This is a genomic window from Arthrobacter sp. Soil764, assembly GCF_001428075.1.
Classification (GTDB): Bacteria; Actinomycetota; Actinomycetes; order Actinomycetales; family Micrococcaceae; genus Arthrobacter.
In genome coordinates, this window is record NZ_LMSI01000022.1 from 33,627 (window position 1) to 55,953 (window position 22,327).

20 protein-coding genes and 2 tRNA genes are annotated in these 22,327 nt (G+C 66.0%); 14 read left to right on the forward strand and 8 right to left on the reverse strand.

Translation table 11 applies throughout. From position 1 onward, the window contains the following. The first annotated feature begins 45 nt into the window (after positions 1 to 45). The gene (ettA, locus tag ASG86_RS15460; protein ID WP_056336225.1) at positions 46 to 1,728 is read left to right on the forward strand and encodes an energy-dependent translational throttle protein EttA; all 1,683 of its coding nucleotides are present in this window, start codon (positions 46 to 48) and stop codon (positions 1,726 to 1,728) included. A gap of 137 nt (positions 1,729 to 1,865) precedes the next feature. Here ettA and ASG86_RS15465 read toward each other — a convergent pair whose 3' ends face one another. Further along, the gene (locus tag ASG86_RS15465; protein ID WP_056336227.1) at positions 1,866 to 2,786 is read right to left on the reverse strand and encodes an acyl-CoA thioesterase; all 921 of its coding nucleotides are present in this window, start codon (positions 2,784 to 2,786) and stop codon (positions 1,866 to 1,868) included. Between the two features lie 63 nt (positions 2,787 to 2,849). On the opposite strand from ASG86_RS15465, the gene ASG86_RS15470 reads away from it, so the two are divergent. Continuing rightward, positions 2,850 to 3,509 (forward strand): hypothetical protein, encoded by a 660-nt coding sequence (locus ASG86_RS15470; RefSeq protein WP_056336228.1) that lies wholly within the window; start codon positions 2,850 to 2,852, stop codon positions 3,507 to 3,509. A gap of 44 nt (positions 3,510 to 3,553) precedes the next feature. On the opposite strand, the gene ASG86_RS15475 is transcribed toward ASG86_RS15470, so the two are convergent. Together ASG86_RS15475 and ASG86_RS15480 are read right to left on the reverse strand one after the other, a co-directional pair. Next, entirely contained in the window at positions 3,554 to 4,012 is a 459-nt protein-coding gene (locus tag ASG86_RS15475) for a globin (protein ID WP_056336229.1), read from the reverse strand. Between the two features lies 1 nt (position 4,013). Next, positions 4,014 to 4,697 carry a mechanosensitive ion channel family protein gene (locus ASG86_RS15480; RefSeq protein WP_056336230.1) on the reverse strand — a complete coding sequence of 228 codons (684 nt, stop codon included), beginning with the start codon at positions 4,695 to 4,697 and terminating at the stop codon, positions 4,014 to 4,016. Positions 4,698 to 4,764: 67 nt separating this feature from the next. Here ASG86_RS15480 and ASG86_RS15485 point away from each other — a divergent pair, with 67 nt between their 5' ends. Beyond that, on the forward strand, positions 4,765 to 5,763 hold the full coding sequence (locus tag ASG86_RS15485) for an NAD-dependent epimerase/dehydratase family protein (protein ID WP_056336231.1): 999 nt from the start codon (positions 4,765 to 4,767) through the stop codon (positions 5,761 to 5,763). On the opposite strand, the gene ASG86_RS15490 is transcribed toward ASG86_RS15485, so the two are convergent. After that, positions 5,760 to 6,233, reverse strand: a complete 474-nt coding sequence (locus ASG86_RS15490) for an OsmC family protein (protein WP_056336232.1) — start codon at positions 6,231 to 6,233, stop codon at positions 5,760 to 5,762. The two genes, ASG86_RS15485 and ASG86_RS15490, sit on opposite strands and share 4 nt — an antisense overlap. Next, positions 6,230 to 8,803 carry an aminopeptidase N gene (gene pepN / locus ASG86_RS15495; protein ID WP_056336233.1) on the reverse strand — a complete coding sequence of 858 codons (2,574 nt, stop codon included), beginning with the start codon at positions 8,801 to 8,803 and terminating at the stop codon, positions 6,230 to 6,232. The genes ASG86_RS15490 and pepN overlap by 4 nt, the downstream gene beginning before the upstream one ends. Positions 8,804 to 8,975: 172 nt before the next feature. On the opposite strand from pepN, the gene ASG86_RS15500 reads away from it, so the two are divergent. From ASG86_RS15500 to ASG86_RS15510, 3 genes are all read left to right on the forward strand, one after another. Next, on the forward strand, positions 8,976 to 9,995 hold the full coding sequence (locus ASG86_RS15500; RefSeq protein ID WP_056336234.1) for a hypothetical protein: 1,020 nt from the start codon (positions 8,976 to 8,978) through the stop codon (positions 9,993 to 9,995). 87 nt (positions 9,996 to 10,082) lie between these two features. After that, a complete protein-coding gene (locus ASG86_RS15505; RefSeq protein ID WP_056336236.1) occupies positions 10,083 to 10,577 on the forward strand; it encodes a ribose-5-phosphate isomerase in 495 nt (164 codons plus the stop codon). Continuing rightward, positions 10,577 to 11,536 (forward strand): Fpg/Nei family DNA glycosylase, encoded by a 960-nt coding sequence (locus ASG86_RS15510; RefSeq protein ID WP_056336237.1) that lies wholly within the window; start codon positions 10,577 to 10,579, stop codon positions 11,534 to 11,536. The genes ASG86_RS15505 and ASG86_RS15510 overlap by 1 nt, the downstream gene beginning before the upstream one ends. 154 nt (positions 11,537 to 11,690) lie before the next feature. Here the strand turns inward: ASG86_RS15510 and ASG86_RS15515 are convergent. Next, a tRNA-Gly gene (locus ASG86_RS15515) sits at positions 11,691 to 11,764 on the reverse strand. Between the two features lie 131 nt (positions 11,765 to 11,895). Here ASG86_RS15515 and ASG86_RS15520 point away from each other — a divergent pair. The 6 genes from ASG86_RS15520 to ASG86_RS15545 all read left to right on the forward strand — a co-directional run bounded on the left by ASG86_RS15520 (position 11,896) and on the right by ASG86_RS15545 (position 17,084). After that, positions 11,896 to 11,970, forward strand: a tRNA-Pro gene (locus ASG86_RS15520). A gap of 81 nt (positions 11,971 to 12,051) precedes the next feature. Then, positions 12,052 to 13,446, forward strand: coding sequence for a trigger factor (gene tig, locus ASG86_RS15525; RefSeq protein WP_056336240.1), 1,395 nt, complete (start codon positions 12,052 to 12,054; stop codon positions 13,444 to 13,446). A 232-nt stretch (positions 13,447 to 13,678) separates the two neighbouring features. Continuing rightward, positions 13,679 to 14,302: an ATP-dependent Clp protease proteolytic subunit gene (locus ASG86_RS15530; RefSeq protein WP_056336241.1), complete on the forward strand. Its 624-nt coding sequence runs from the start codon at positions 13,679 to 13,681 to the stop codon at positions 14,300 to 14,302. Between the two features lie 36 nt (positions 14,303 to 14,338). Further along, complete coding sequence (locus ASG86_RS15535) at positions 14,339 to 14,998, forward strand: ATP-dependent Clp protease proteolytic subunit (RefSeq protein WP_018769476.1); 660 nt, start codon at positions 14,339 to 14,341, stop codon at positions 14,996 to 14,998. Between the two features lie 176 nt (positions 14,999 to 15,174). After that, positions 15,175 to 16,455, forward strand: coding sequence for an ATP-dependent Clp protease ATP-binding subunit ClpX (clpX, locus tag ASG86_RS15540; protein WP_056336242.1), 1,281 nt, complete (start codon positions 15,175 to 15,177; stop codon positions 16,453 to 16,455). 14 nt (positions 16,456 to 16,469) lie between these two features. Continuing rightward, positions 16,470 to 17,084: a mycothiol-dependent nitroreductase Rv2466c family protein gene (locus ASG86_RS15545; RefSeq protein ID WP_056336243.1), complete on the forward strand. Its 615-nt coding sequence runs from the start codon at positions 16,470 to 16,472 to the stop codon at positions 17,082 to 17,084. Between the two features lie 358 nt (positions 17,085 to 17,442). On the opposite strand, the gene valS is transcribed toward ASG86_RS15545, so the two are convergent. Next, on the reverse strand, positions 17,443 to 20,064 hold the full coding sequence (gene valS, locus ASG86_RS15550) for a valine--tRNA ligase (RefSeq protein ID WP_056336244.1): 2,622 nt from the start codon (positions 20,062 to 20,064) through the stop codon (positions 17,443 to 17,445). Positions 20,065 to 20,136: 72 nt separating this feature from the next. Between valS and ASG86_RS15555 the strand changes: the two genes are divergently transcribed. Continuing rightward, positions 20,137 to 20,517: a DUF488 domain-containing protein gene (locus ASG86_RS15555; protein WP_082566811.1), complete on the forward strand. Its 381-nt coding sequence runs from the start codon at positions 20,137 to 20,139 to the stop codon at positions 20,515 to 20,517. 18 nt (positions 20,518 to 20,535) lie between these two features. Next, positions 20,536 to 21,294: an SDR family oxidoreductase gene (locus ASG86_RS15560; protein ID WP_056336246.1), complete on the forward strand. Its 759-nt coding sequence runs from the start codon at positions 20,536 to 20,538 to the stop codon at positions 21,292 to 21,294. A gap of 15 nt (positions 21,295 to 21,309) precedes the next feature. Here the strand turns inward: ASG86_RS15560 and ASG86_RS15565 are convergent, their stop codons facing one another. Then, on the reverse strand, positions 21,310 to 22,317 hold the full coding sequence (locus ASG86_RS15565; protein WP_056336247.1) for an endonuclease/exonuclease/phosphatase family protein: 1,008 nt from the start codon (positions 22,315 to 22,317) through the stop codon (positions 21,310 to 21,312). Positions 22,318 to 22,327 lie beyond the last annotated feature (10 nt).

Here is a 22,327-nt window from a genome sequence, read left to right on the forward strand (position 1 = left end):
GCTGCAAATGTGAGATCTGCCCGCCAACCCACTAGATTTGAGACCATGGCGGAATTTATCTACACAATGACCAAGGCCCGCAAGGCCGTTGGCGAAAAACTCATCCTTGATGACGTAAGCATGTCCTTCTTCCCGGGCGCCAAGATTGGTGTTGTGGGCCCGAACGGTGCCGGTAAGTCCACCATCCTCAAGATCATGGCAGGGCTGGACCAGCCCTCCAACGGTGAGGCCCGGCTCAGCCCCGGCTACAGCGTGGGTATCCTGCTCCAGGAACCGCCCCTGAACGAGGAAAAGACCGTCCTGGGCAACGTCCAGGAAGGTGTGGGCGAAATTTACGGCAAGATCCAGCGCTTCAACGAGATCTCCGAGGAAATGGCCAGCCCCGATGCTGACTATGACACCCTCCTTGAGGAGATGGGCAAGCTGCAGGAGGCCATCGACGCCGCCGACGCCTGGGATCTTGATTCCCAGCTGGAGCAGGCCATGGACGCCCTCCGGTGCCCGCCGGCCGATGCCGATGTCACCAACCTGTCCGGCGGTGAGCGCCGCCGCGTGGCGCTCTGCAAGCTCCTCCTGCAGAAGCCAGACCTGCTGCTCCTCGACGAACCCACCAACCACCTGGACGCCGAGAGCGTGCTGTGGCTTGAGCAGCACCTTTCCAGCTACCCCGGCGCCGTTCTCGCCGTCACCCACGACCGGTACTTCCTGGACCACGTCGCGGAATGGATCGCCGAAGTGGACCGCGGCCACCTCTACCCGTACGAAGGCAACTACTCCACCTACCTGGAGAAGAAGCGCGCCCGCCTGGAGATCCAGGGCAAGAAGGATGCCAAGCAGGCCAAGCGCCTCGCAGAGGAACTTGAGTGGGTCCGGTCCAACGCCAAGGGCCGCCAGACCAAGTCGAAGGCCCGCCTGGCCCGCTACGAGGAAATGGCCGCCGAAGCGGACCGTACCCGCAAGCTTGACTTCGAGGAGATCCAAATCCCGCCGGGACCCCGCCTGGGCGGCCTGGTGCTGGAGGCGAAGAACCTCCAGAAGGGCTTTGAAGACCGGACACTGATCGACGGGCTGTCCTTCACCCTGCCCCGCAACGGCATCGTGGGCGTCATCGGCCCCAACGGCGTGGGCAAGACCACGCTGTTCAAGACGATCGTCGGCCTGGAACCGCTGGACGGCGGCGATCTCAAGATCGGCGACTCCGTCAAGATTTCCTACGCCGACCAGAGCCGCGGCGGCATCGACCCCAACAAGACCCTGTGGGAGGTCGTCTCCGACGGACTCGACTTCATCCAGGTGGGCAACGTCGAAATGCCGTCCCGCGCCTACGTGGCCGCCTTCGGCTTCAAGGGCCCGGACCAGCAGAAGAAGGCCGGTGTCCTGTCCGGTGGTGAGCGGAACCGGCTGAACCTGGCCCTGACCCTGAAGCAGGGCGGAAACCTGCTGCTCCTCGATGAGCCCACCAACGACCTCGACGTCGAAACCCTCAGCAGCCTGGAAAACGCGCTGCTCGAGTTCCCCGGCTGCGCCGTGGTGGTCTCCCACGACCGGTGGTTCCTGGACCGGGTGGCCACCCACATCCTGGCCTATGAAGGTGACGAGGAGAACCCCTCCAAGTGGTACTGGTTCGAGGGCAACTTCGAATCCTACGAGGAGAACAAAGTGGAGCGCCTGGGTCCCGACGCTGCCAAGCCGCACCGCGTCACCCACCGCCGCCTGACCCGGGACTAGCCGACCGGCGACCGGCAGCGGCCGTAAAGCATATAGAGGAAGGCCGGCACTTGATCTGGACTGATCGGGTGCCGGCCTTTCCCGTGCAAGGATGCCCCGCCGGCGCCAGCCGTGGGGCCAGTGGCGGGGCGCGGGTCCTACGTGTCCGCCGGGTCGGCGGGAACGCGCACCATTCCCTCCTGCGCCACGGTGGCCACATGCTGGCCGTCCCGGCTGAAGATCCTGCCGGTGGCCAGGCCGCGTGCGCCCTGCGCGCTGGGGGACTCCTGGACGTAGAGCAGCCATTCATCCACGCGCGCCGGGCGGTGCCACCACATTGCATGGTCCAGGCTGGCAACGTTCATGCCCGGGGTGATCCAGCTCAGCCCGTGCCGCCGAAGGACGGACTCGAGCAGGGTGTAGTCGCTGGCGTAGGCCAGGGCGGCGCGGTGCAGGTTGGTGTTGTCCGGCATGGGGCCGAACGTCTTCATCCAGACGGCGTTGCGGGCCTCCCGCGGTCCCTCGGCCGAAACGTACAGCGGAGGATCGACGTGCCGGATGTCGAAGGGCCGCTCATAGGCCCAGTGCCGCGCCACGGGATGGTCGAACCTTCCCAGCAGGTCAGCGGTGCTGGGCAATGATTCGGGGTCCGGGATTCCTTCCGGCATTGCCAGCGAATGCTCAATCCCTGCGTCCTCGCCCTGGAAAGAGGCAATCATGGACAGGATGGGTACCCCGTCCTGGTAGGCGTGGACGCGCCGGGCGGAAAAGGACCGGCCGTCGCGCAGCCGCTGCACACCGAAGGTAATGGGCTTGTTGGCGTCCCCCGGCCGCAGGAAATACCCGTGCATGGAGTGGACAAAACGTTCAGGATCCACTGTGCGGATGGACGCCACGAGTGACTGTGCCAGGACCTGCCCGCCGAACACCCTGTGGTGCGGCTGCTGCTGTGAGGGGCCCAGGAAAATGTCCTCGTCCGTCCGGGCGCCCTCAAGCTCACCAAGGTCCAGCAGTTCGATCAGCGATGAGGTGGGGTCTCCGCTTGGCGGGGCCAGGAGTCCGGCTTCGGCTTCAGTCATGGTCCGACTCTAGACGGCGCCCGGGGAGCCACTCAACCGGAGCGCAGCCGGTAGTGTTTAGGTGTGTCTGAACTTCTCACCTCGTCCTTCCGTTTCGCCGATCCCCGGGATCTTGCCGACCTGAGGACGTTCGCCACCAGGGCCAAGGCCATCGACGACGGCGCCATCCGCCTGCAGGCCGCCGGTTCCGTGCTGGCCGCCTACGTGTGTGTCCTCCGGCCCCGGCTGCTGGGCGAATCGACCCCCACCATCCTGGGCCTGCGCACCATCGCGCTTGCGGAATCATCCGCAACGGATGTCACCGTTGCCCTGTCCGCCGTCCTGGACCGGCTGGCACGGGCGGGGGAGAACGACGTCGAATTGCCCGTTCCGCCCACCACCGTCACCGAATCGTGGACGGGAGTGGGCGCCCCACGGGGCGGATGGGAGTTGCTGGGGGCTGTCAGTGACGCTACCCTGCGGGCAGCGGCTGAAGGCGGCATCGCGGAAGTCGCGGGCATTGTGCCGGACAAACCGGGCGCACTCATCGTCAACAATGCCCGGGCTGCCGTTTGGGGCCGGGAACTGGACGGCACAGGCCTGCCCGCGGGAGCGGCTTTTGCAGCTTTCGCGCTGGGCTTCCTGGCCGACGGCGACCAGAAGCTGTACCGCGCCGGCCGCTGGTTCCGGCTGACCGGTTCACGCGGGCACGTCCTGGCACGGACCGGCAGCGGCCTGCTGTAGCTCAAGGCGGCCAGGACCATTCCAGGCCGCGGTCCGGGAGGGGTTCAGGCCTCCGAGGCGCTGTTCACCATGGACAGCGCCGCCCGCTCCATATACTCCCACAACGTGCCCTCGTACAGCGGCGGCAGCTCCAGGGCGTCCACGGCGGTGCGCATGTGGAAAAGCCAGCGGTCCTTGGCCTCGGGCGTCACCTTGAACGGCATGTGCCGCATGCGCAGGCGCGGGTGGCCGCGCTCCTCGCCATATGTGGTGGGACCGCCCCAGTACTGCTCCAGGAACATCAGGAACCGGCGCTTTGCCGGGGCCAGGTCCTCCTCCGGATACATCGGGCGGAGCAGCGGATCGGTGGCCACGCCGTCGTAAAAGACATCTATGAGCTTCACGAACGTCTCGTGGCCGCCCACTGCATCATAGAAGCTGTCGGTGTAGCCCGGCTTGCTGAAGGGATCGTTCTGCATCAACTGGGGCCGCTGCCCCGGGCGCGGTTCGATGGGAAGTGACATGCTATTCCCCGGCTTTCTGGTCTGTCTTCTTGGTATCAACATGGGCCGAGCCCTGGTCGGTGGTCCCGTCGTCGGACTCGTGCAGCGGAACATACCGTCCCTGCGAGCGGTTGCCCACCCGGAGGATCTCACCGTTGCGCAGGTACCAGATGGCGCCGTCGTCGGAACGGACGCGGGTGATCCGCAAACCCATGGACTCCACCACGCCCACCACTTCGCTGGTTTCGATAATGTCGCCGATCCCGTACTGGTCTTCAATGGTAATAAAGATGCCGGCCAGGAAGTCGCGGATCAGCTGCTGGGCGCCGAAGCCAATGGCAACACCCAGGATGCCCACACTGGTCAGCAGCGGAGTGATGTCGATGTCGAGGTTCTGCAGCACGTACATCCCGGTGATGATCACCACCAGCACGCCCACCACGCTGTTCAGCAGCGAACCGATGGTTTCGGCGCGCTGCACCCGCCGCTCATGGTCCAGGGCGCGGATGGCCGGCGCCACCCATTTGAACATGGGCTTCTTGAAGAAATTGCTGCCGGTAGCGATGCGCCTGGTGATGCGCGAGATGATGAAAGTGGCTACCAGCCAGACGGCGACGCCGATGCCCAGACTGATCACAATGCCCGGGACGCTGATGCCGTCCGGCTGGGTGTTGGCGGGGGGAAGGATGGACAACATGCTGACCATGGGTGGAAATAGCTCCTAGCGATATTGCTCTGTTCTCTTTCAACCCTAGCCCCCGTAGCGTAGGGCAATGCGCATTCTCATCCTCGGCGGAACCGCCTTCCTCTCCAGGGAAATCGCCGGCAAAGCGGTTACCGCAGGCCATGACGTGACGTGCCTGGCGCGGGGAACATCGGCCGAACCGCCGCAGGGCGCCCATTGGGTCAGGGCGGACCGCTCAACGGGTCCGGCCGCCTACTCGGAAGTCGCCGGCGAATGGGATGCGGTGGTCGAAGTGGCGCGGGATCCCGAACCTGCCCGGCAGGCACTGGCCGGCCTCGCGGAGAAAGCGGGGCATTGGACCTTTGTTTCCAGCTGCTCGGCGTACGCTGACCACTCCCTCCCGGGAGCGGCGGAAGACGCGGAGCTGCTGCCGGCGCTCGCTCCAGGGGAGACGTCCACCCCGGAAAACTACGGCGAGTCCAAGGTGGCCATCGAAGAGGCAACCCGCAATGCAACAAACGGCAGGGCGCACCTGTGCCGGGCGGGTCTGATCAGCGGCCCGGGCGATCCCACCGACCGCTACGGCTACTGGCCTGGCCGCTTTGCCTGCAACTCCGGGCCGGTGCTGGTCCCGGCTATCGGGCACCGCCCCACGCAGGTGATCGACGTCCGTGACCTGGCGGCCTGGATCCTGCTCGCGGCGGAGGAGGGGATCACCGGCCCCCTGAACGCCATGGGGGATCTAGTGCCTTTTGCCGAACTCATCAGCGCCTCCCACCAAGCGTCCGGCACGAACAGCACCATCATCACCGCCGATGAAGAGTGGCTGGTGGAACAGGGCGTCAACTACTGGTCCGGACCGGAGTCCCTGCCGCTCTGGCTCCCGCCCGGCCACGATGGCTTCATGGCCCGCAGCAACCGGAACGCCAAGGCCGCAGGAATGGTGCTTCGGCCCTGGCGGGAAACCCTGGCCGCCACGTTGGACGATGAATGCAGCCGCGGGCTGGACCGGCCCCGGAACGCCGGCCTGTCACCCGCCACGGAACGGCGCCTCGTGGAGATGCTCCACACCGGAGGCAGAGCCTAAGCAGCCACCGTCACCGGCTGGTGCTCCACCGGGAAATTCACGCTGCGCGCGATGAAGCAGACCTGGTTCGCCTCGTGGTGCAGGGACGCCGCCAGGCCGGCCTGGCCGGCGTCGGCCACCGTAACGTGCGGATGCAGCACCACCCGCTCGAACTGGCCGCTGCCGTCCCGGTTCAGCCGCATCAGCCCGGTGGCCTCGTCCCGGTAGTCCGTGACCACTACCCCGTGCTTCACCGCCACATGCAGATAGGACAGCATGTGGCACTGCGCCAGCGCGGCCAGCAGGAGCTGTTCGGGGTTGTAGCGTTCCCCGTCCCCGTGGAACGTCGGATCCGCGGAGCCCCGAAGGACCGGCAGGCCCGGAATGAGAACGTCGTGGTCCCGGGAGTAGGCCCGGTAGGACGAGGTACCGTCACCCCGGTTGCCGGTCCACTGGACCGTCAGCGCATACCGGTGCTGATCAAGACTCACTGCGGACTGCCGTCCTGGACAACATCGGCGGCCCGGGCACGCAGGGCGCGCGCAACGCCGTCGCGGTTCTCCAGCATCATCCGCCGCAGCGCGGCGCTTTCCGCCGGCAGCGACGCCAGGAACCCGTCCGTCCGGTCAATGGTGGCCTGCGTGGTCAGCAGCGCCGGGTAGAGGCCGACGACGATCTGCTGGGCGAGTGCGTGGGTCCGGGTTGCCACGATGCCCGGCACGGCCGCGAAGTACTTTTCCGAGTACGGTTCCAGCAGCGTGCGGTCCAGCACGCGCATGAAGCCCGCTACCGCCGATCCCTGCAGCGCGTTGGACAGCTCGCCCTTGACCACGATGGACTCCCAGGCCGCGGCCTTCGCCTCCGGGGTGGGGATGGCCGCCTTGGCCAGCGCCGCCGCATTCTGACCGCTGGAGGTGTTGTCCCGCGCCAGCTCGGCATCGATCCCGTCCTGCCCCATCCGGCCGCCAGCCACCAGGGATGCCACGAGTTCCCACCGCAGGTCCTGGTCCACGGCCAGCCCGTCCAGGACTACCGAACCGTCCAGGAGGCCTGCCACCCGGTCCAGCTGGGACGCGCTCCGCGCCAGCAGCGCAAAGGACTTGATGAACTGCAGCTGGGCGTCGGACCCGCCGGGAACCGTCGAAGCCAGGTCCCACAGCCGATCCACGGCGGCAACCGCCGTGGCTTCCCGGTGGTCTTCGGCCACATAGAAGTTGAGGGTTGTGGCCAGCTGGCGCAGCTGGACCAGGATCACGGAGGAGTCCGTTTCCGCGGCGACGTTGGACAGGATCAGCTCCACGTACTTCCGGGCAGGAGTCTCGCCGTCACGGGCGGCGTCCCAGGCGGAGTTCCACACCAGGGTCCGGGGCAGGCTGTCACCGAAATCCTTGAGGTGGGCGGTGGCGGTGGCCAGGGACTTCGGATCAAGCCGCACCTTGGCGTAGGCCAGGTCGTCGTCATTGATGAGGATGAGGTCCGGCTGTGCCATGCCGGCCAGTTCCGGCACTTCGGTGCGTTCGCCGTCGACATCCAGTTCCTCACGGTGCACCCGGGTGAGCTTGCCGCCGTCGTCCAGGTTGTAGAAGCCCACGGCAAGGCGGTGGGGGCGGATGGTGGGCCACTCGGGCACCGCGGACTGCAGGATCGCGAAGGACCGCAGCGCGCCAACCGGGTCCACGTCCAGCTCCGGGCTCAGCGTGTTGACGCCAGCGGTTTCCAGCCACTGCCGGCCCCAGTCGTCCAGGTCCCGGCCGCTGGCCTTCTCCAGCTCCACCAGCAGGTCCTGGAGTTCGGTGTTCTGCCAGGAGTGCTTGGCGAAATACTCGCGGACGCCGGCCATGAACTGTTCGGGGCCAACCCAGGCCACCAGCTGCCGGAGCACTGAGGCGCCCTTGGCGTAGGTGATGCCGTCAAAGTTAACCTCAACGTCCTGCAGGTCGTTGATCTCGGCGAAGATCGGGTGCGTGGTGGGCAGCTGGTCCTGTCGGTACGCCCAGGACTTCTCCACCGAGGCAAAGGTGGTCCAGGCGCTGGTGAAGGAGGTGGCTTCCACCGCTGCCAGGTGGGACATGTACTCGGCGAAGGATTCGTTGAGCCACAGGTCGTTCCACCACCGCATGGTCACCAGGTCGCCGAACCACATGTGCGCCAGTTCGTGGAGCACGGTGATGGCGCGGCGCTCGATCTGGGCGCCGGTGACCTTGCTGCGGAAAACGTAGCCTTCCAGGATGGTCACGGCCCCGGCGTTCTCCATGGCGCCGGCATTAAATTCCGGCACGAACAGCTGGTCGTACTTTTCGAAGGGGTAGGGGCAGCCGAACTGTTCCTCGAAGAACCCGAAGCCCTGCCGCGTGAGTTCGAAGATGTTCTCTGCATCCAGGAACTGCATCAGCGACTTCCGCGCAAAGACGCCGAGCGGGATGACGCGCCCGTCCGAGCTGGTGACCTCGCTGCGGACGGACTGGTACGGACCGGCAATCAGGGCCGTGACGTAGGAGGACAGGCGGGGTGTCGGCGCGAACGTCCACACGGACCTGGCCGTGCCGTCCTCGCCGGGAGTGGCCGGCACGGGCTCCGGGGTGGGGGAGTTGGAGACAACGTCCCAGTGGGACGGCGCCGTGACGGTGAAGGCGAAGCTTGCCTTCAGGTCCGGCTGCTCGAAGACGGCGAACATCCGGCGCGAGTCGGGAACTTCGAACTGGGTGTACAGGTAGACCTCGTTGTCCACCGGGTCCACGAACCGGTGCAGGCCTTCGCCGGTGTTCATGTAGGGCATGTCGGCCACCACGGTCAGTTCGTTGTGCTCCGCCAGGTCCGGAAGCTGGATCCGTACTCCGTCGGACACGGTGGCGGGATCGAGGCTGGTGCCGTTCAGGGTCACGCTGTGCACGGCCCGGGTCACGGCATCGATGAAGCTGGCTGCGCCGGGCGATGCCGTGAATTTCACGGTGGTGGTACTGCCAAAGACCTCTCCGCCGCGGGTCAGGTCCAGGCTGACATCGTAGGACTCGACGGTGATCAGTTCGGCGCGCTCACGGGCTTCGGCGCGCGTCAGGTTCATACCTGGCAAAGGAGGGCCTCCAGAAAAGTTCGGCTGCCGGCCGGTGGTCCCGGTTCCGGCACTGTGATGCATTCTTTCATCCTTGGGATCCTTGGCAAGTTGCGCAGCTCACAGCCGCCTCCGTTGCCCTCAGGACGGTTGGCCGGGCGGCCGCAGGGGTAGCGTTAAATACATGGGAAAGCTGCTGGATTCGGTGGATACCAAGGCCCTGCGCTTCGCCGTCGGGTTCCCCCTCGTCCTGGCCGCCGCCTTCGTCTACTGCGCGTCGCTGCTGCGCCCGGACCTTCCGGAGCCGCTCGCCATCCAGTGGACGGACGACGGCGGTGCCAACTTCGCGCCCTTCGGCGCCTACGTGGGCGTCGGCGCCGCATTCATTGTGCTCGCGGGCTGGCTGGTCCTGCTGCAGGCCGTCCCGCTGGGCAGGCCGGTGATGATGCGCAGGATCATGATGGGGGCCGGGCTGTTCCTGAGCCTGTTCATTACCTCCGCCCTTGCCGCAGGGCTGATCGGCCAAACCGGGCTGGACGACGCCCGGCAGTCCCACGTGGACATGACAGTCCTCGCCCTCGGCAGCGGCGCGGCCGTGTCGCTGGGCGTCGCCATGGCCATGGTCTACAAGGCCGACCGGCAATGGTCGCCTGACGACGACCGGGCGCTGCAGGCCGCCATCACCAGGGAACTCGATCCCGACCTTGCCCGGGACAGTATCCGGCTCTGGGTCCACGCCAGGAGTTCGGTCTTTGTCATGATCGCCATTGCCTCTCTCTTCCCGGCGGCCCTCATCGCCCTGGCGGTGCCGTGGCTGGGAATCCTGCTGGTGGCCCTGGCCCTCATCGGGGCCGCGTTCCTCTTCGCCCGGATCCGGGCGGACCGGCGCGGGCTGAAGGTCCTGCTGGCCGGAGTAGTCCCCGTCATGGATGTGCCGGCCGGTGCCATTTCGGATGCCAGCGCCGCTGAAGTGCGGGCTGCGGACTATGGCGGGTGGGGCTACCGGCACCACCGCGGGACCGCCGCCATGCTGGTCAGCAGCGGCCCCGCCGTCGTCGTGAGCAAGACCGACGGCCAGCGCCTGGCCGTCAGCGGCGGCAGCCGGGACTCCGCCGCGCGGCTGGCCGAAGTCCTCACCCGGGTGGCCGCCCGGGCCCGCGGCGGCGGGAACACTCCACCCGCCGCAGGGCTTCCGGAGTCCTGAGCGGGGCCGTTCCTAGTATCCTTATCGGTGTCGTTCCGGCCTCCACACGGCGGGCCGCCAGCTCCCACAACCGAACGGACTTTGCACGTGACTTCTTCCCCTGCCTTCCCGCGGGTCCACATCGCCACCGACCACGCAGGCATGGAGCTCAGCGCCCATCTGGTGTCCCACCTGACCGGCAAGGGATACGAGGTGGTGGACCACGGGCCCAAGGTGTACGACGCCCAGGACGACTACCCTTCCTTCTGCATCAACGCTGCCCTCGCTGTGGTCGCAGACCAGCAGGCGGGTGTCCACGCCCTTGGCATCGTGCTGGGCGGTTCGGGCAACGGTGAGCAGATCGCGGCCAACAAGGTCAAGGGCGTCCGCGCAGCCCTCGCGTGGAACCTTTCCACCGCCACACTGGCCCGTGAACACAACGATGCCAACGTGGTGGCTGTTGGCGGACGCCAGCACACGGTGGAAGAAGCCACCGAGCTGATCGAGGCGTTCCTGTCCGAGCCGTTCAGCAATGACGAGCGCCATGTGCGCAGGATCGGCAAGATTGCGGCCTACGAGGCAACCGGCGAGGTCATCGAGTAGTGCCTGAGGGCCATTCCGTCCGCAGGCTCGCGCGCCAGTTCGGCGACGTCTTCGCGGGTGACACGCTTGCCGTTTCCAGCCCCCAGGGCAGGTTCAGCGGGGGAGCGGCGCTGCTGGACGGGCATACCCTGCTCGGTGCCGAGGCGCACGGAAAGCACCTGTTCCTGCATTTCGACAACGCGTTGGTGCTGCACGTCCACCTTGGCCTGTACGGCGCCTGGAGCTTCGGCGGCGACAGCACCTTCACCGGGGCCTCCAGCATTGGTGCGCCGCGGCGCGTCGGCGAGCAGGAGGCCTTCGCTGACGGGGACGACGGCGGGGGCGCGCCTTACGCGGGCCCGCCGGCGCCCGTCGGGGCCGTGCGGGTCCGGCTCGCCGGGAGCCACGGCTGGGCAGATCTTCGGGGGGCCACTACCTGCGAAACCATCACTGCGGCAGAAGCCGGAGCCGTGCTTGCGCGGCTGGGACCTGATCCGCTGCGCAACCTCCGCGGCGACGCGGGCCGCTTTGCTGCCAACGTCCAGGCGCGGAAGACGCCGCTGGCCGCCCTGCTGATGGACCAGAAGGTGATTGCCGGCGTCGGGAACGTCTACCGCGCGGAAGTCCTGTTCCGCCGTCGGCTGGACCCCTGGCTGCCCGGAACGTCACTCCCGGACAGCGACGCCCGGAAGCTGTGGCGCGACATTGTTGCCGTTATGGGCGACGGCGTGGCGGACGGCCGCATCATCACCACGCCACCGAAATACTGGGCCCTCGATGGCACCACCGCGGCCAAGGCCGCCGCAGCCGGGGCGCCGGTGCCGGCCAAAAGCGCCCACTTCCCCGGCCGGGATGACGCCCACTTCGTCTACAAACGGCACGGCCTGCCCTGCAGGGTGTGCCGCACCATCGTGCTCATCGCCGACCTGGCCGGGCGGAACCTCTACTGGTGCCCGTACTGCCAACAGCCGCGGGACTAGCCAATCTCCTTCATGCACGCGGAAACGGGGCACTTCGACACGGACACGCCGCCCGCCGTCGTACATTCTTGCCCTGGCGCTGCCAAAGCGCCCCACGACGGCTCCTGCCTGAACACGAAAAGGCCCCTCCGCGGAGGGGCCTTCATGTTCTCTATGGAGGGGACGACGGGAATCGAACCCGCGTAATCAGTTTGGAAGACTGAGGCTTTACCATTAAGCTACGTCCCCGAAGGAAGATCCGTTTTTCGCGGAAACTCCGGGCTGGCTGTTCAAGCCGGATACAACTAAACCTAATCCATGGCCTACGTGTCAAATGTGCATTCGCGGCGCGTATCACCGTAGACTTGCCTGTGCACTTACGGGGTGTAGCTCAGCTTGGCTAGAGCGCCTGCTTTGGGAGCAGGAAGTCGCAGGTTCAAATCCTGTCACCCCGACTCTGCGTGACCAGGTCCGGTAGGCCTGGAGATCCATTGCGTTAGCAGAAACCAATCCCACAACCCAGGAGTACTTAGACCGTGAAGAGCGCTGTCGAGAACCTCACCCCCACGCGGGTCAAGCTCAATGTTGAGGTCCCCTTTGAGGAACTGAAGCCCAGCATCGACTCGGCCTACAAGACTGTTGCGTCGCAGATCCAGGTTCCCGGGTTCCGCAAGGGCAAGGTTCCTGCCAAGCTCATCGACCAGCGCGTCGGTCGCGGCTACGTCCTGGAGACGGCCATCAATGACGGCCTCAACGGCTGGTACCAGGCCGCCGTGCAGGAGTCGGGCATCCGCCCCCTCAGCCGCCCCGAGGTTGAGATCACCGAGGTTCCCGATCCCTCCGCGACCGACGGCGGCCTGAAGTTCGCCGCTGAGGTTGACGTCCGTCCCGAGATCGAGCTCCCGGACTACGCCGGCATCGAGGTCCAGGTTGCGGCTGCGGAATCCTCCGAAGCCGACGTGGACAAGGCCCTGGATGAACTGCGCGGCCGCTTCGGCACGCTGAAGTCCGTGGACCGTCCCGCAGCCGACGGTGACTTCCTCACCATCGACATCACCGCCACGATCGACGGCGAGGAAGTGGACTCCGCTGCCGGACTGTCCTACCAGGTTGGCGCCGGAACCATGCTCGAAGGCATGGACGAGGCCGTGACCGGCCTCAGCGCCGACGAGGACGCCATCTTCGACACCACCCTGGTTGGCGGCGACCACGCCGGCGAAGCCGCCCAGGTCAAGGTTGTGGTGAAGGCCGTCAAGGAGCGCGAACTGCCCGAGGCGAACGATGACTTCGCCCAGCTCGCCTCCGAATTCGACACCCTCGCCGAACTCCGCGAGGACCTGGCCAAGCAGGCCGCCGACTCCAAGATCGTGGAGCAGGGCGTTGAGGCCCGCGACAAGGTCCTGGACAAGCTGGTTGAACTGGTTGAGGTTCCCGTTCCGGACTCGGTGGTCGAAGAGCAGCTCGAAGCCCACTTCCAGGAGGGCAACGGCCACGGAGACGGCGAGCACGACACCGAGGAGCACCGCGAAGAGGTCCGCGCCAACACGGCCCGCGCTTTCCAGAACGAGATCATCCTTGACGCCATCGCCGAAAAGGAAGAAGTCAACGTCAGCCAGAACGAGCTGATCGACTACATCGTCACCACCGCCAGCCAGTACGGCATGGACCCCAACCAGTTCGCCCAGATCATCGACCAGAGCGGCCAGGTCCCCATGATGGTTTCCGAGGTCCGCCGCCGCAAGGCACTGGCTGTTGTCCTGGGCCAGGCCACGGTGACCGACACCGAGGGCAACACTGTTGACCTCAGCGACTTCGTCCGCCCCGGCGGCGAGGAAGCCCCCGCTGCAGAGGCAGCCGACGCTGACGCAACCGAAGCCCCCGAGGCCGAGGTTGTCGAGGCTGAGGACGCCACGGCAGAGGCCAAGGCCTAGTCCTTAACACCCGCAGTGGCGGCCCCCGGATCCTTCCGATCCGGGGGCCGTTCGCGTTGGACCTGAAACCGCACGGTGGGGATTCGGCCATCGTGCGCCGTCAGCGAACAGCCGTCGGTGCGCGAACAAATCGCCGGGGAAACCGGTTAGTGTCCAAGTAGTGATTTTCAGTGATGTCACCGTCACCAGTGAGAGGTAAGTAAACATGTCACAGCACTCAGAGGCCCCCCGGATGGCGACCGTCGATCCTGCAGCCCAGGACAACTACATTTACAACCGCCTTCTCAAGGAGCGGATCATCTGGCTGGGCTCGGAGGTGCGTGATGACAACGCCAACGCGATCTGCTCGCAGCTGCTCCTGCTTTCGGCCGAGAACCCGGAAAAGGACATCTACCTCTACATCAACTCGCCCGGCGGCTCCGTCACCGCGGGCATGGCCATCTACGACACCATGCAGTTCATTCCCAACGACGTCGTAACCGTCGCCACCGGCCTGGCCGCTTCCATGGGCCAGTTCCTGCTTTCTTCGGGCACCAAGGGCAAGCGGTACGCCACGCCCAACGCCCGCGTCCTGATGCACCAGCCCTCCGGCGGCATCGGCGGCACGGCCTCGGACATCAAGATCCAGGCCGAGCTCATCCTGCACATGAAGAAGGTCATGGCGGAACTGACGGCGGAACAGACCGGCCAGTCTGTTGAGACCATCCTCAAGGACAACGACCGCGACAAGTGGTTCACCGCTACAGAGGCCCTCGAATACGGCTTCTTCGACAAGATTGCCGCACACGCCGGCTCTGTGTCCGGCGGCGGCGGAACGTCCAACGGATCGTCCGGCGACTCAGCCTCCCAGAACTAACCGGCAACCAGAACACTTCGATCAGGAGCAAAGACAATGAACTACAACTTCGGGTGGTCCGCCGGCAATCTTCCGTCCAGCCGCTACGTCCTGCCGCAGTTCGAGGAGCGCACGCCCTACGGCTTCAAGCGCCAGGACCCGTACACCAAGCTGTTCGAGGACCGCATCATCTTCCTCGGAGTGCAGGTTGACGACGCCTCGGCCGACGACATCATGGCCCAGCTGCTGGTCCTTGAGTCCACCGACCCGGACCGCGACATCACCCTCTACATCAACTCCCCGGGCGGGTCGTTCACGGCCATGACGGCGATCTACGACACCATGCAGTACATCCGTCCCGAAATCCAGACCGTCTGCCTGGGCCAGGCCGCCAGCGCCGCTGCTGTCCTGCTGGCCGCCGGTACTCCGGGCAAGCGCCTGGCACTGCCCAACGCCCGCGTCCTGATCCACCAGCCGGCATTGTCCGGCGGCCAGGGCGGCCAGGCCTCCGACCTGGAGATCCAGGCGGCCGAGGTCATGCGCATGCGGTCCTGGCTCGAGGACACGCTGGCCCATCACTCCGGCCGCACGTCGGAGCAGGTCAACAACGATATTGAGCGCGACAAGATCCTTACCGCCGAAGAGGCACAGGCCTACGGCCTGATCGACCAGGTGCTTGATTCACGCAAGATCAAGCCCCAGGCAATCACGAGGTAGCAGTACCCAAAGCCGGTGCGGCCCAGTTCATTTGGCCGCACCGGCCTTTTCTTTCCACCCTTGAGGGCGAATGTGACCTAGAGTGGATGTTGTCACAAACCGGCTCACTGGGGCCGGTCAACGATTTCAGCAACGGTGCAGGGCTGCCTGGCAGCAGGATACTAAGGGGTTCACATATGGCTCGGATTGGCGAGAGCACGGATCTGCTGAAGTGCTCTTTCTGTGGAAAGAGCCAGAAGCAGGTGCGCAAGCTCATTGCCGGGCCCGGTGTCTACATCTGTGATGAGTGCATCGAGTTGTGCAACGAAATCATCGAAGAGGAGCTCGCGGAGGTCGCAGACCTCGGCAGCTTTGAACTGCCCAAGCCGCGTGAGATCTTCGACTTCCTGCAGGAATACGTCATCGGGCAGGAGCCCGCTAAACGCTCCCTCGCCGTCGCGGTCTATAACCACTACAAGCGGATCCAGGCGGGCCACGCACCCAAGTCCGGGAGCCTGGGGGACGGCGCGCACCACGACGACGTCGAAATCGCCAAGTCGAACATCCTCCTTATCGGCCCCACCGGCTGCGGCAAGACCTACCTGGCCCAGACACTTGCCCGGCGCCTGAACGTGCCGTTCGCCGTCGCGGACGCCACCGCCCTGACCGAGGCCGGCTATGTGGGCGAGGACGTGGAGAACATCCTCCTCAAACTCATCCAGGCCGCTGACTATGACGTCAAGAAGGCCGAACAGGGCATCATCTATATCGATGAGATCGACAAGATCTCCCGCAAGAGCGAGAACCCCTCCATCACCCGTGACGTTTCCGGCGAAGGAGTGCAGCAGGCGCTCCTGAAAATCCTGGAGGGCACCGTTGCCTCCGTCCCGCCCCAGGGCGGACGAAAGCACCCGCACCAGGAATTCATTCAGATCGACACCACGAACGTACTGTTCATCGTGGCCGGGGCTTTCGCAGGCCTCGAAGAGATCATCGGCTCCCGCTCCGGCCGCAAGGGCATCGGCTTCGGCGCGCCACTGAACGAGGCCAGCAAGAAGATAGACTCCTACGGCGAAGTCATGCCTGAGGATTTGCTGAAATTCGGCCTGATCCCGGAATTCATTGGCCGCCTCCCGGTGATCACCACGGTGTCCAACCTGGACCGGGACGCCCTGATCCAGATCCTCTCCACGCCCAGGAACGCGCTGGTGAAGCAGTACCAGAAGATGTTCCAGATCGACGGCGTGGAGCTGGTGTTCGACGACACCGCGCTGGAAGCCATCGCCGACCAGGCCCTGGAGCGCGGCACCGGCGCCCGTGGCCTCCGCGCCATCCTGGAGGAAGTGCTGCTTCCCGTCATGTTCGATCTGCCCAGCCGCGAGGACGTGGCCAGCGTGGTGATCACTGAGGACGTGGTCCTGCGCGGGGCCGAACCTACCATGATTCCGCACGTGGCCAAGCGCCGTAAGTCTGCCTGACCGAGAGGACCTTCGTGACTGCACCTGTAAAGAACAAAGCCGACTTCTGGTTCGATCCCCTCTGCCCGTTCGCCTGGGTCACCTCCCGCTGGATTGGTGAGGTGGAAGCCGTCCGCGATATCGAGACGGAGTGGCACGTCATGAGCCTCGCCGTCCTGAATGAGGGACGCGACCTGGAGCCCGCCTACCGGGAGTCCATGGACAACGCCTGGGGCATGGTCCGCGTGATCATCGCCGCCAGGGAAGAGCATGGCCCGCAGGTCATCAAGCCGCTTTACGACGCCATGGGCACGCTGATCCATAACCAGGGCGAAAAGGACCGCACACAGGTCATCACCAAGGCCCTGGCTGAGTGCGGCCTGCCCGCCTCCCTGGCCGATGCCGCCACCACCGATGCCTATGACCGGCAGCTGCGGGCCAGCCACGATGAAGGCATCTCGCTCGTGGGCCAGGACGTAGGCACGCCAGTGGTCGCGTTCAACGGAACCGCGTTCTTCGGGCCCGTGCTGACCCGCATTCCCCGCGGCGAGGAAGCCGGCAGGATCTGGGACGCCACCACGGCCATCGCCGCGTACCCGCACTTCTTCGAGCTGAAGCGCAGCCGCACGGAGAGCCCTGAATTCGACTGATCACCTACCCGCCGCTTGGCGGGTGAGTCCACAAGGGCCCCGGAAGAAGTACCAGCGTGTAGTTCCTCCGGGGCCCTTGTGCATGCCATGGGGCAGGAGAACAATGGTTCTTACCCACTTCGAAAGAAGCGGGACGCAGGAACCAAAGATCCAGTGATATGTAATTTGACGCAGCCATCGGCAAAGTTGAATGCAAGCTACCAGTGACGGTGTAGCAAGACCTGGAGTTCAGAGGATCTTGCCAGACCATCGAGATAACGTCACAAGATGGCCGAAAGTCGAAGCCCCACCAACGGCAAAACGCTGATGGGGCTTCCCCTTTGCCCGGAAATGGGACTTGGCTGAATCCGTACGGCTGTCAGGCCTTGGCGGGTTCGTCGCTCGGAGCGAGGGCGACATCGGTCACCGACAGGTCCCCGTCACCCACCACCAGCGTGATCTCGCGCGCGTTGGACGCCGCCTTCAAGTCAGCCAGCCCTGCCTGCAGCTGCGCTGTCAGTGCCTCCGGGGCCGTGATGGTTGCGGACAGAACCTCCGTGCGCTGCTTGACCTTCGCCTCGGACTTGGCCTTGCGGACACCGCTGAGGGCCACGCCCACGGTTGCCAGCATGGTGGTGTCCCCGCCCGGGATCTCCAGCGCAGCCGGCCAAGCGGCCCGGTGCACCGACCCGTTGCGCCACCAGCTCCAGACTTCCTCGGTGGCGAACGGCAGGAACGGCGCAAAGAGCCGCAGCAGGGTGTCCAGGGTGGTGGCCAGGGCAGCCAGCACGGATGCCTGTTCGGCTTCGCCGGCCGCTCCGTAGGCGCGGTCCTTGATCAGCTCCACGTAGTCGTCCGTGAACTGCCAGAAGAACGTCTCCGTAAGCTGCAGGGCACGGGCGTAGTCGTAGTTGTCGAACGCCTTGGTGGACTGGGCCACGACGTCGGCGAGCTGGGCCAGCAGCGCCCGGTCCAAGGAGTTGGTGAGGGCGGAGAGGTCGCCGCCGAGCACCGAGTTCTCGGTGGCGCCCAGGTTCAGCACGAACTTGGAGGCATTGAGCAGCTTGATGGCCAGGCGGCGGCCGATCTTCATCTGCGCGATCTCGTAGGCGGTGTCGGCGCCGAGGCGTGCCGAAGCGGCCCAGTAGCGGACCGCGTCCGAACCGTACTCGTTCAGCACATCGGTGGGGACCACCACGTTGCCCTTGGACTTGGACATCTTCTTCCGGTCCGGGTCCAGAATCCAGCCTGAGATGGCCGCGTGCTTCCACGGGGCGCAGTCCTGCAGGGCGTCGGCGCGCACCACCGAGGAGAAGAGCCAGGTCCGGATGATGTCGTGGCCCTGGGGGCGGAGGTCGAACGGGTAGACCTTGGCGAAGAGGTCCTCGTCACGGCTCCATCCGCCCACGATCTGCGGGGTCAGCGAGGAAGTGGCCCAGGTGTCCAGGACGTCGGCGTCACCAGTGAAGCCGTTGGGCTGGTCGCGCTGTGCCTCCTCGAATCCGGGGGCAGCGTCCGCTGCGGGATCCACGGGCAGCATCGCGTCGGAGGGCAGGATGGGATTGTCGTAGTCCGGGTTGCCCTCCGCGTCGAGCGGGTACCAGACGGGGATGGGCACGCCGAAGAACCGCTGGCGGGAGACCAACCAGTCACCGTTCAGGCCTGCGATCCAGTTTTCGTAGCGGGAGCGCATGAAGGTCGGGTGGAAGTCGATCTCCTTGCCCCGGCCGATCAGGCGTTCGCGGCGGTCCTCGTCGCGGCCGCCGTTGCGGATGTACCACTGGCGGGAGGTGACCACTTCCAGGGGCTTGTCGCCCTTCTCGAAGAAGTTTACCGGGTGGGTGATCTTCTTGGGCTCCCCGTCCAGCAGGTCGGCTTCCTTGAGCAGTTCCACCACGGCTTCCTTGGCGGAGAAGGCAGTCTTGCCTGCGATCGCGGCGTACGCTTCCTTGCCGGCGTCGCTGGTGATCCATTCCGGGGTCTCGCCGATGATGCGGCCGTCGCGGCCCATGATGGCGCGGGTGGGAAGCTGGAGTTCACGCCACCAGGTGACGTCCGTCAGGTCGCCGAAGGTGCAGACCATGGCGATGCCGGAGCCCTTGTCCGCCTTGGCCAGCGGGTGCGCTTTGACCTCGAGCTCGACGTCGAACAGCGGGGACTTCACGGTCTTGCCGAACAACGGCTGGTACCGCTCGTCGTCGGGGTTCGCCACCAGTGCGGCGCATGCGGCCAGCAGTTCGGGGCGCGTGGTCTCGATGAAGACCTTGTCCCCGTCTTCTGTGAAGAAGGGGTACCGGTAGTAGGCGCCGGGAACCTCGCGGTCCTCGAGCTCAGCCTGCGCCACCGCGGTGCGGAACGTGACGTCCCACAGCGTGGGCGCCTCGGCCATGTACGCGTCGCCGGCGGCCAGGTTGGCCAGGAAGGCGCGCTGGGACACAGCGCGGGAGGTGTCGTCGATGGTGCGGTAGGTCAGGTCCCAGTCAACGGACAGGCCCAGGGTCTGGAACAGGTTTTCGAAGACCTTCTCGTCCTCAACAGCCAGTTCCTCGCAGAGCTCGATGAAGTTCTGGCGTGAGACGACGTCGAAATCGCGCTGGTTCTTTGCCGGCTGGGCGGGCGGCTGGTAGTCGGCGTTGTAGGGAATGGCGGGATCGCAGCGGACCCCGTAGTAGTTCTGGACGCGGCGTTCGGTGGGAAGGCCGTTGTCGTCCCAGCCCATGGGGTAGAAGACGTTCTTGCCGGTCATGCGCATGTAGCGCGCCTGGACGTCCGTCTGGGTGAAGGAGAACATGTGGCCTACATGCAGGGATCCCGACGCGGTGGGCGGGGGAGTGTCGATCGAGTAGACCTGCTCCCGCGTGGTGTCGGGGTTGAACTTGTAGGTTCCCTCGGCCAGCCAGCGCTGGGTGAGCGCTGTTTCGAGGCCTTCGAGGGCCGGCTTGTCCGGAACGTTGATGGGGGCGGTGGTGGGCGTGTCTGTACCCTGCGTGTCTTCAGCCATTGGGCAATTCTTTCATGCCTGCTTCCATCCCACCCAACCCGTCCCGCCCCGCCGGATGTGAAGGCGGGTAGCATGCGGCGTATGGTCCAACGGCACGGCACTTTTGGCATCAAGCGCATCTACAATCCACCGGCGGACGACGACGGCTGCCGGGTGCTGGTGGACCGGCTCTGGCCGCGGGGGATGCCCAGGCAGGATGCGGCCATCGACCTCTGGCTCAAGGACGTGGCCCCGTCCGCAGGGCTGCGCAAGGACTTCAACCACCGCCCCGAACGGTTCGCCGAATTCAGCGAACGCTACCGGCAGGAACTGGATTCAAATCCCGCGGTGGAGACGCTGCTGGAGCTGGCCGCCGGACACCCCAGGGTCACCCTGCTCTACGCCGCCCGCAACACCGAAGTGAACCATGCCCTCGTCCTGCTCGATTACCTCCGGGGACGTCCTGCCGGCTGATCCCGTTAGGGTGGTGCCATGACGAAGGACTTGCAGAAAAAGGCAGCACTTGTGACCGGCGCGAGCAGCGGAATTGGTGAAGCGGCGGTACGTGCGCTGCGCGCCGACGGATGGACGGTCTTCGCCGTGGCGCGCCGCGCCGAACGCCTCGCGTCCCTCGAAAGCGAAACGGGCGCCGTCGCGCTTCCAGCTGACATTGCAGAGGACGACGACGTGTCCCGGCTTGTGGCGCAGGTTACCGGCGCCGGCGGCATCGATACCCTCATCAACATCGCCGGCGGCGCCCGCGGCGCCGACAGGATTGGTGACGCCAGTACGGCTGACTGGGAATGGATGTACCAGGTCAATGTCCTGGGCACCATGAAGCTCACCCGCGCCTTCCTGCCCATGCTGCGCGCCACCGGCGAAGGAACAGTCCTGAACCTCACGTCCACCGCCGGGCTGGACGCCTACGAGGGCGGCGGCGGCTACAACGCCGCGAAGTTCGCCCAGCACGCCATGACCAACGCGCTCCGGCTTGAAGAGGTGGAGAACAATGTCCGCGTCATCGAGGTGGCGCCGGGCCTGGTGCAGACCGAGGAATTCGCCCTGAACCGCCTGGGCGACGCGCAGGCGGCGGACAAGGTCTACCAGGGCGTTGAGAAGCCGCTGACCGCAGAGGACGTTGCCGATGTTGTCCGCTACGCCGTCACGGTTCCGCACCACGTCAACCTGGACCAGATCGTCATCCGGCCGGTGGCGCAGGCCGCCAACCACAAGCTGATCAGGAAAGGCTGAGCCGCCAAGGAGGTGCTAGGGGACCCGTACGTTAAGCGTGGCCGCCACTGCGGCGTGGTCCGTCCCGCCAATCCGGTGGACCGAGTAGCCGGAAGCGCTGATGTCCGGGCTGGTCACCAGATGGTCCAGCGCGATGCCCGGCAGGCGGTAGCCGCGCATCGGCCAGGTAGGCGCCAGCCTGCGGCCAGCGGCAGCCGCAACGTCCACCAGGGGCCGGGTGCCGCCCTGTCCGGACAGCAGCCTGCGGAACTCCCGATGGTCATAGGTGGCGTTGAAGTCGCCCGCCATCAAGACGGGACCAGATCCGTTATCTGCCCTCGCCACTGCAGCCAGGTCGCTGCGCCATTGATCGAGGCCGTCCCCCACCGGGGCCAGGGCATGGACGGCCATCACCCGCAGGCTGGTGCCGTTGGCGTCGCCGAGGTCGAGGCGCGCCACCGGCATGGCGAACCGGGTGTCCGGGAGCACTCCGCTGGCTGTCAGCTTGTATGAGGAGTAGATGGCGGAGCCGCCGGCGCGCTCCCTGGCATGGGCAACGCGGTGGGGGAGCAGTCCGTCCAGTCCCGCCGCCGTGAGTTTTCGCGCCAGGTCAGGCGTGTACTCCTCAACCGCCAGCAGGTCCACCTGCAGGTGACGCACCAGCGCCACGATGTCGCCTGCGTCCGCGCCGCCCAACTCAGCGTTGACGCTCATGGCAACCAGGGAGGCGGACGTTCCGGCGGCCTCGGCGGCAGGTTCGCGGATGTCCAGCGGGAAAAGCCAGAAGACCTGGCAGCCCGCCAGGACTGCGGCCAGGACCTGCTGCCATCGGCTCCGCCCCGCGAAGGCCAGGAACAGGGCAGCGGCGGCGGGCACCGCGAGCCACGGCGTGAAGGCCACCAGCTGGACACCCAGCACAGGCCAGTCGGCAGGGACCGCCCGGACCGTTGACACCGCTGCCACCGGCAGGGCAAGAGGAATGAACAGCCACCTGCACACTGTCGCTGCACGCCGCCGGCCGGGGGGACGTCCGGAAGCTGTCATGACGCGAGTC

Coding starts and splice junctions, on each gene's coding strand:
- clpX (WP_056336242.1), top strand. CDS start 15,175: ATGGCTCGGATTGGCGAGAGCACGGATCTGCTGAAGTGCTCTTTCTGT.
- ASG86_RS15535 (WP_018769476.1), top strand. CDS start 14,339: ATGAACTACAACTTCGGGTGGTCCGCCGGCAATCTTCCGTCCAGCCGC.
- ASG86_RS15485 (WP_056336231.1), top strand. CDS start 4,765: ATGCGCATTCTCATCCTCGGCGGAACCGCCTTCCTCTCCAGGGAAATC.
- valS (WP_056336244.1), bottom strand. CDS start 20,064: ATGGCTGAAGACACGCAGGGTACAGACACGCCCACCACCGCCCCCATC.
- ASG86_RS15480 (WP_056336230.1), bottom strand. CDS start 4,697: ATGGTCAGCATGTTGTCCATCCTTCCCCCCGCCAACACCCAGCCGGAC.
- ASG86_RS15555 (WP_082566811.1), top strand. CDS start 20,137: ATGCGGCGTATGGTCCAACGGCACGGCACTTTTGGCATCAAGCGCATC.
- ASG86_RS15565 (WP_056336247.1), bottom strand. CDS start 22,317: ATGACAGCTTCCGGACGTCCCCCCGGCCGGCGGCGTGCAGCGACAGTG.
- ASG86_RS15500 (WP_056336234.1), top strand. CDS start 8,976: ATGGGAAAGCTGCTGGATTCGGTGGATACCAAGGCCCTGCGCTTCGCC.
- ettA (WP_056336225.1), top strand. CDS start 46: ATGGCGGAATTTATCTACACAATGACCAAGGCCCGCAAGGCCGTTGGC.
- pepN (WP_056336233.1), bottom strand. CDS start 8,803: ATGAACCTGACGCGCGCCGAAGCCCGTGAGCGCGCCGAACTGATCACC.
- ASG86_RS15530 (WP_056336241.1), top strand. CDS start 13,679: ATGGCGACCGTCGATCCTGCAGCCCAGGACAACTACATTTACAACCGC.
- ASG86_RS15475 (WP_056336229.1), bottom strand. CDS start 4,012: ATGTCACTTCCCATCGAACCGCGCCCGGGGCAGCGGCCCCAGTTGATG.
- ASG86_RS15560 (WP_056336246.1), top strand. CDS start 20,536: ATGACGAAGGACTTGCAGAAAAAGGCAGCACTTGTGACCGGCGCGAGC.
- ASG86_RS15465 (WP_056336227.1), bottom strand. CDS start 2,786: ATGACTGAAGCCGAAGCCGGACTCCTGGCCCCGCCAAGCGGAGACCCC.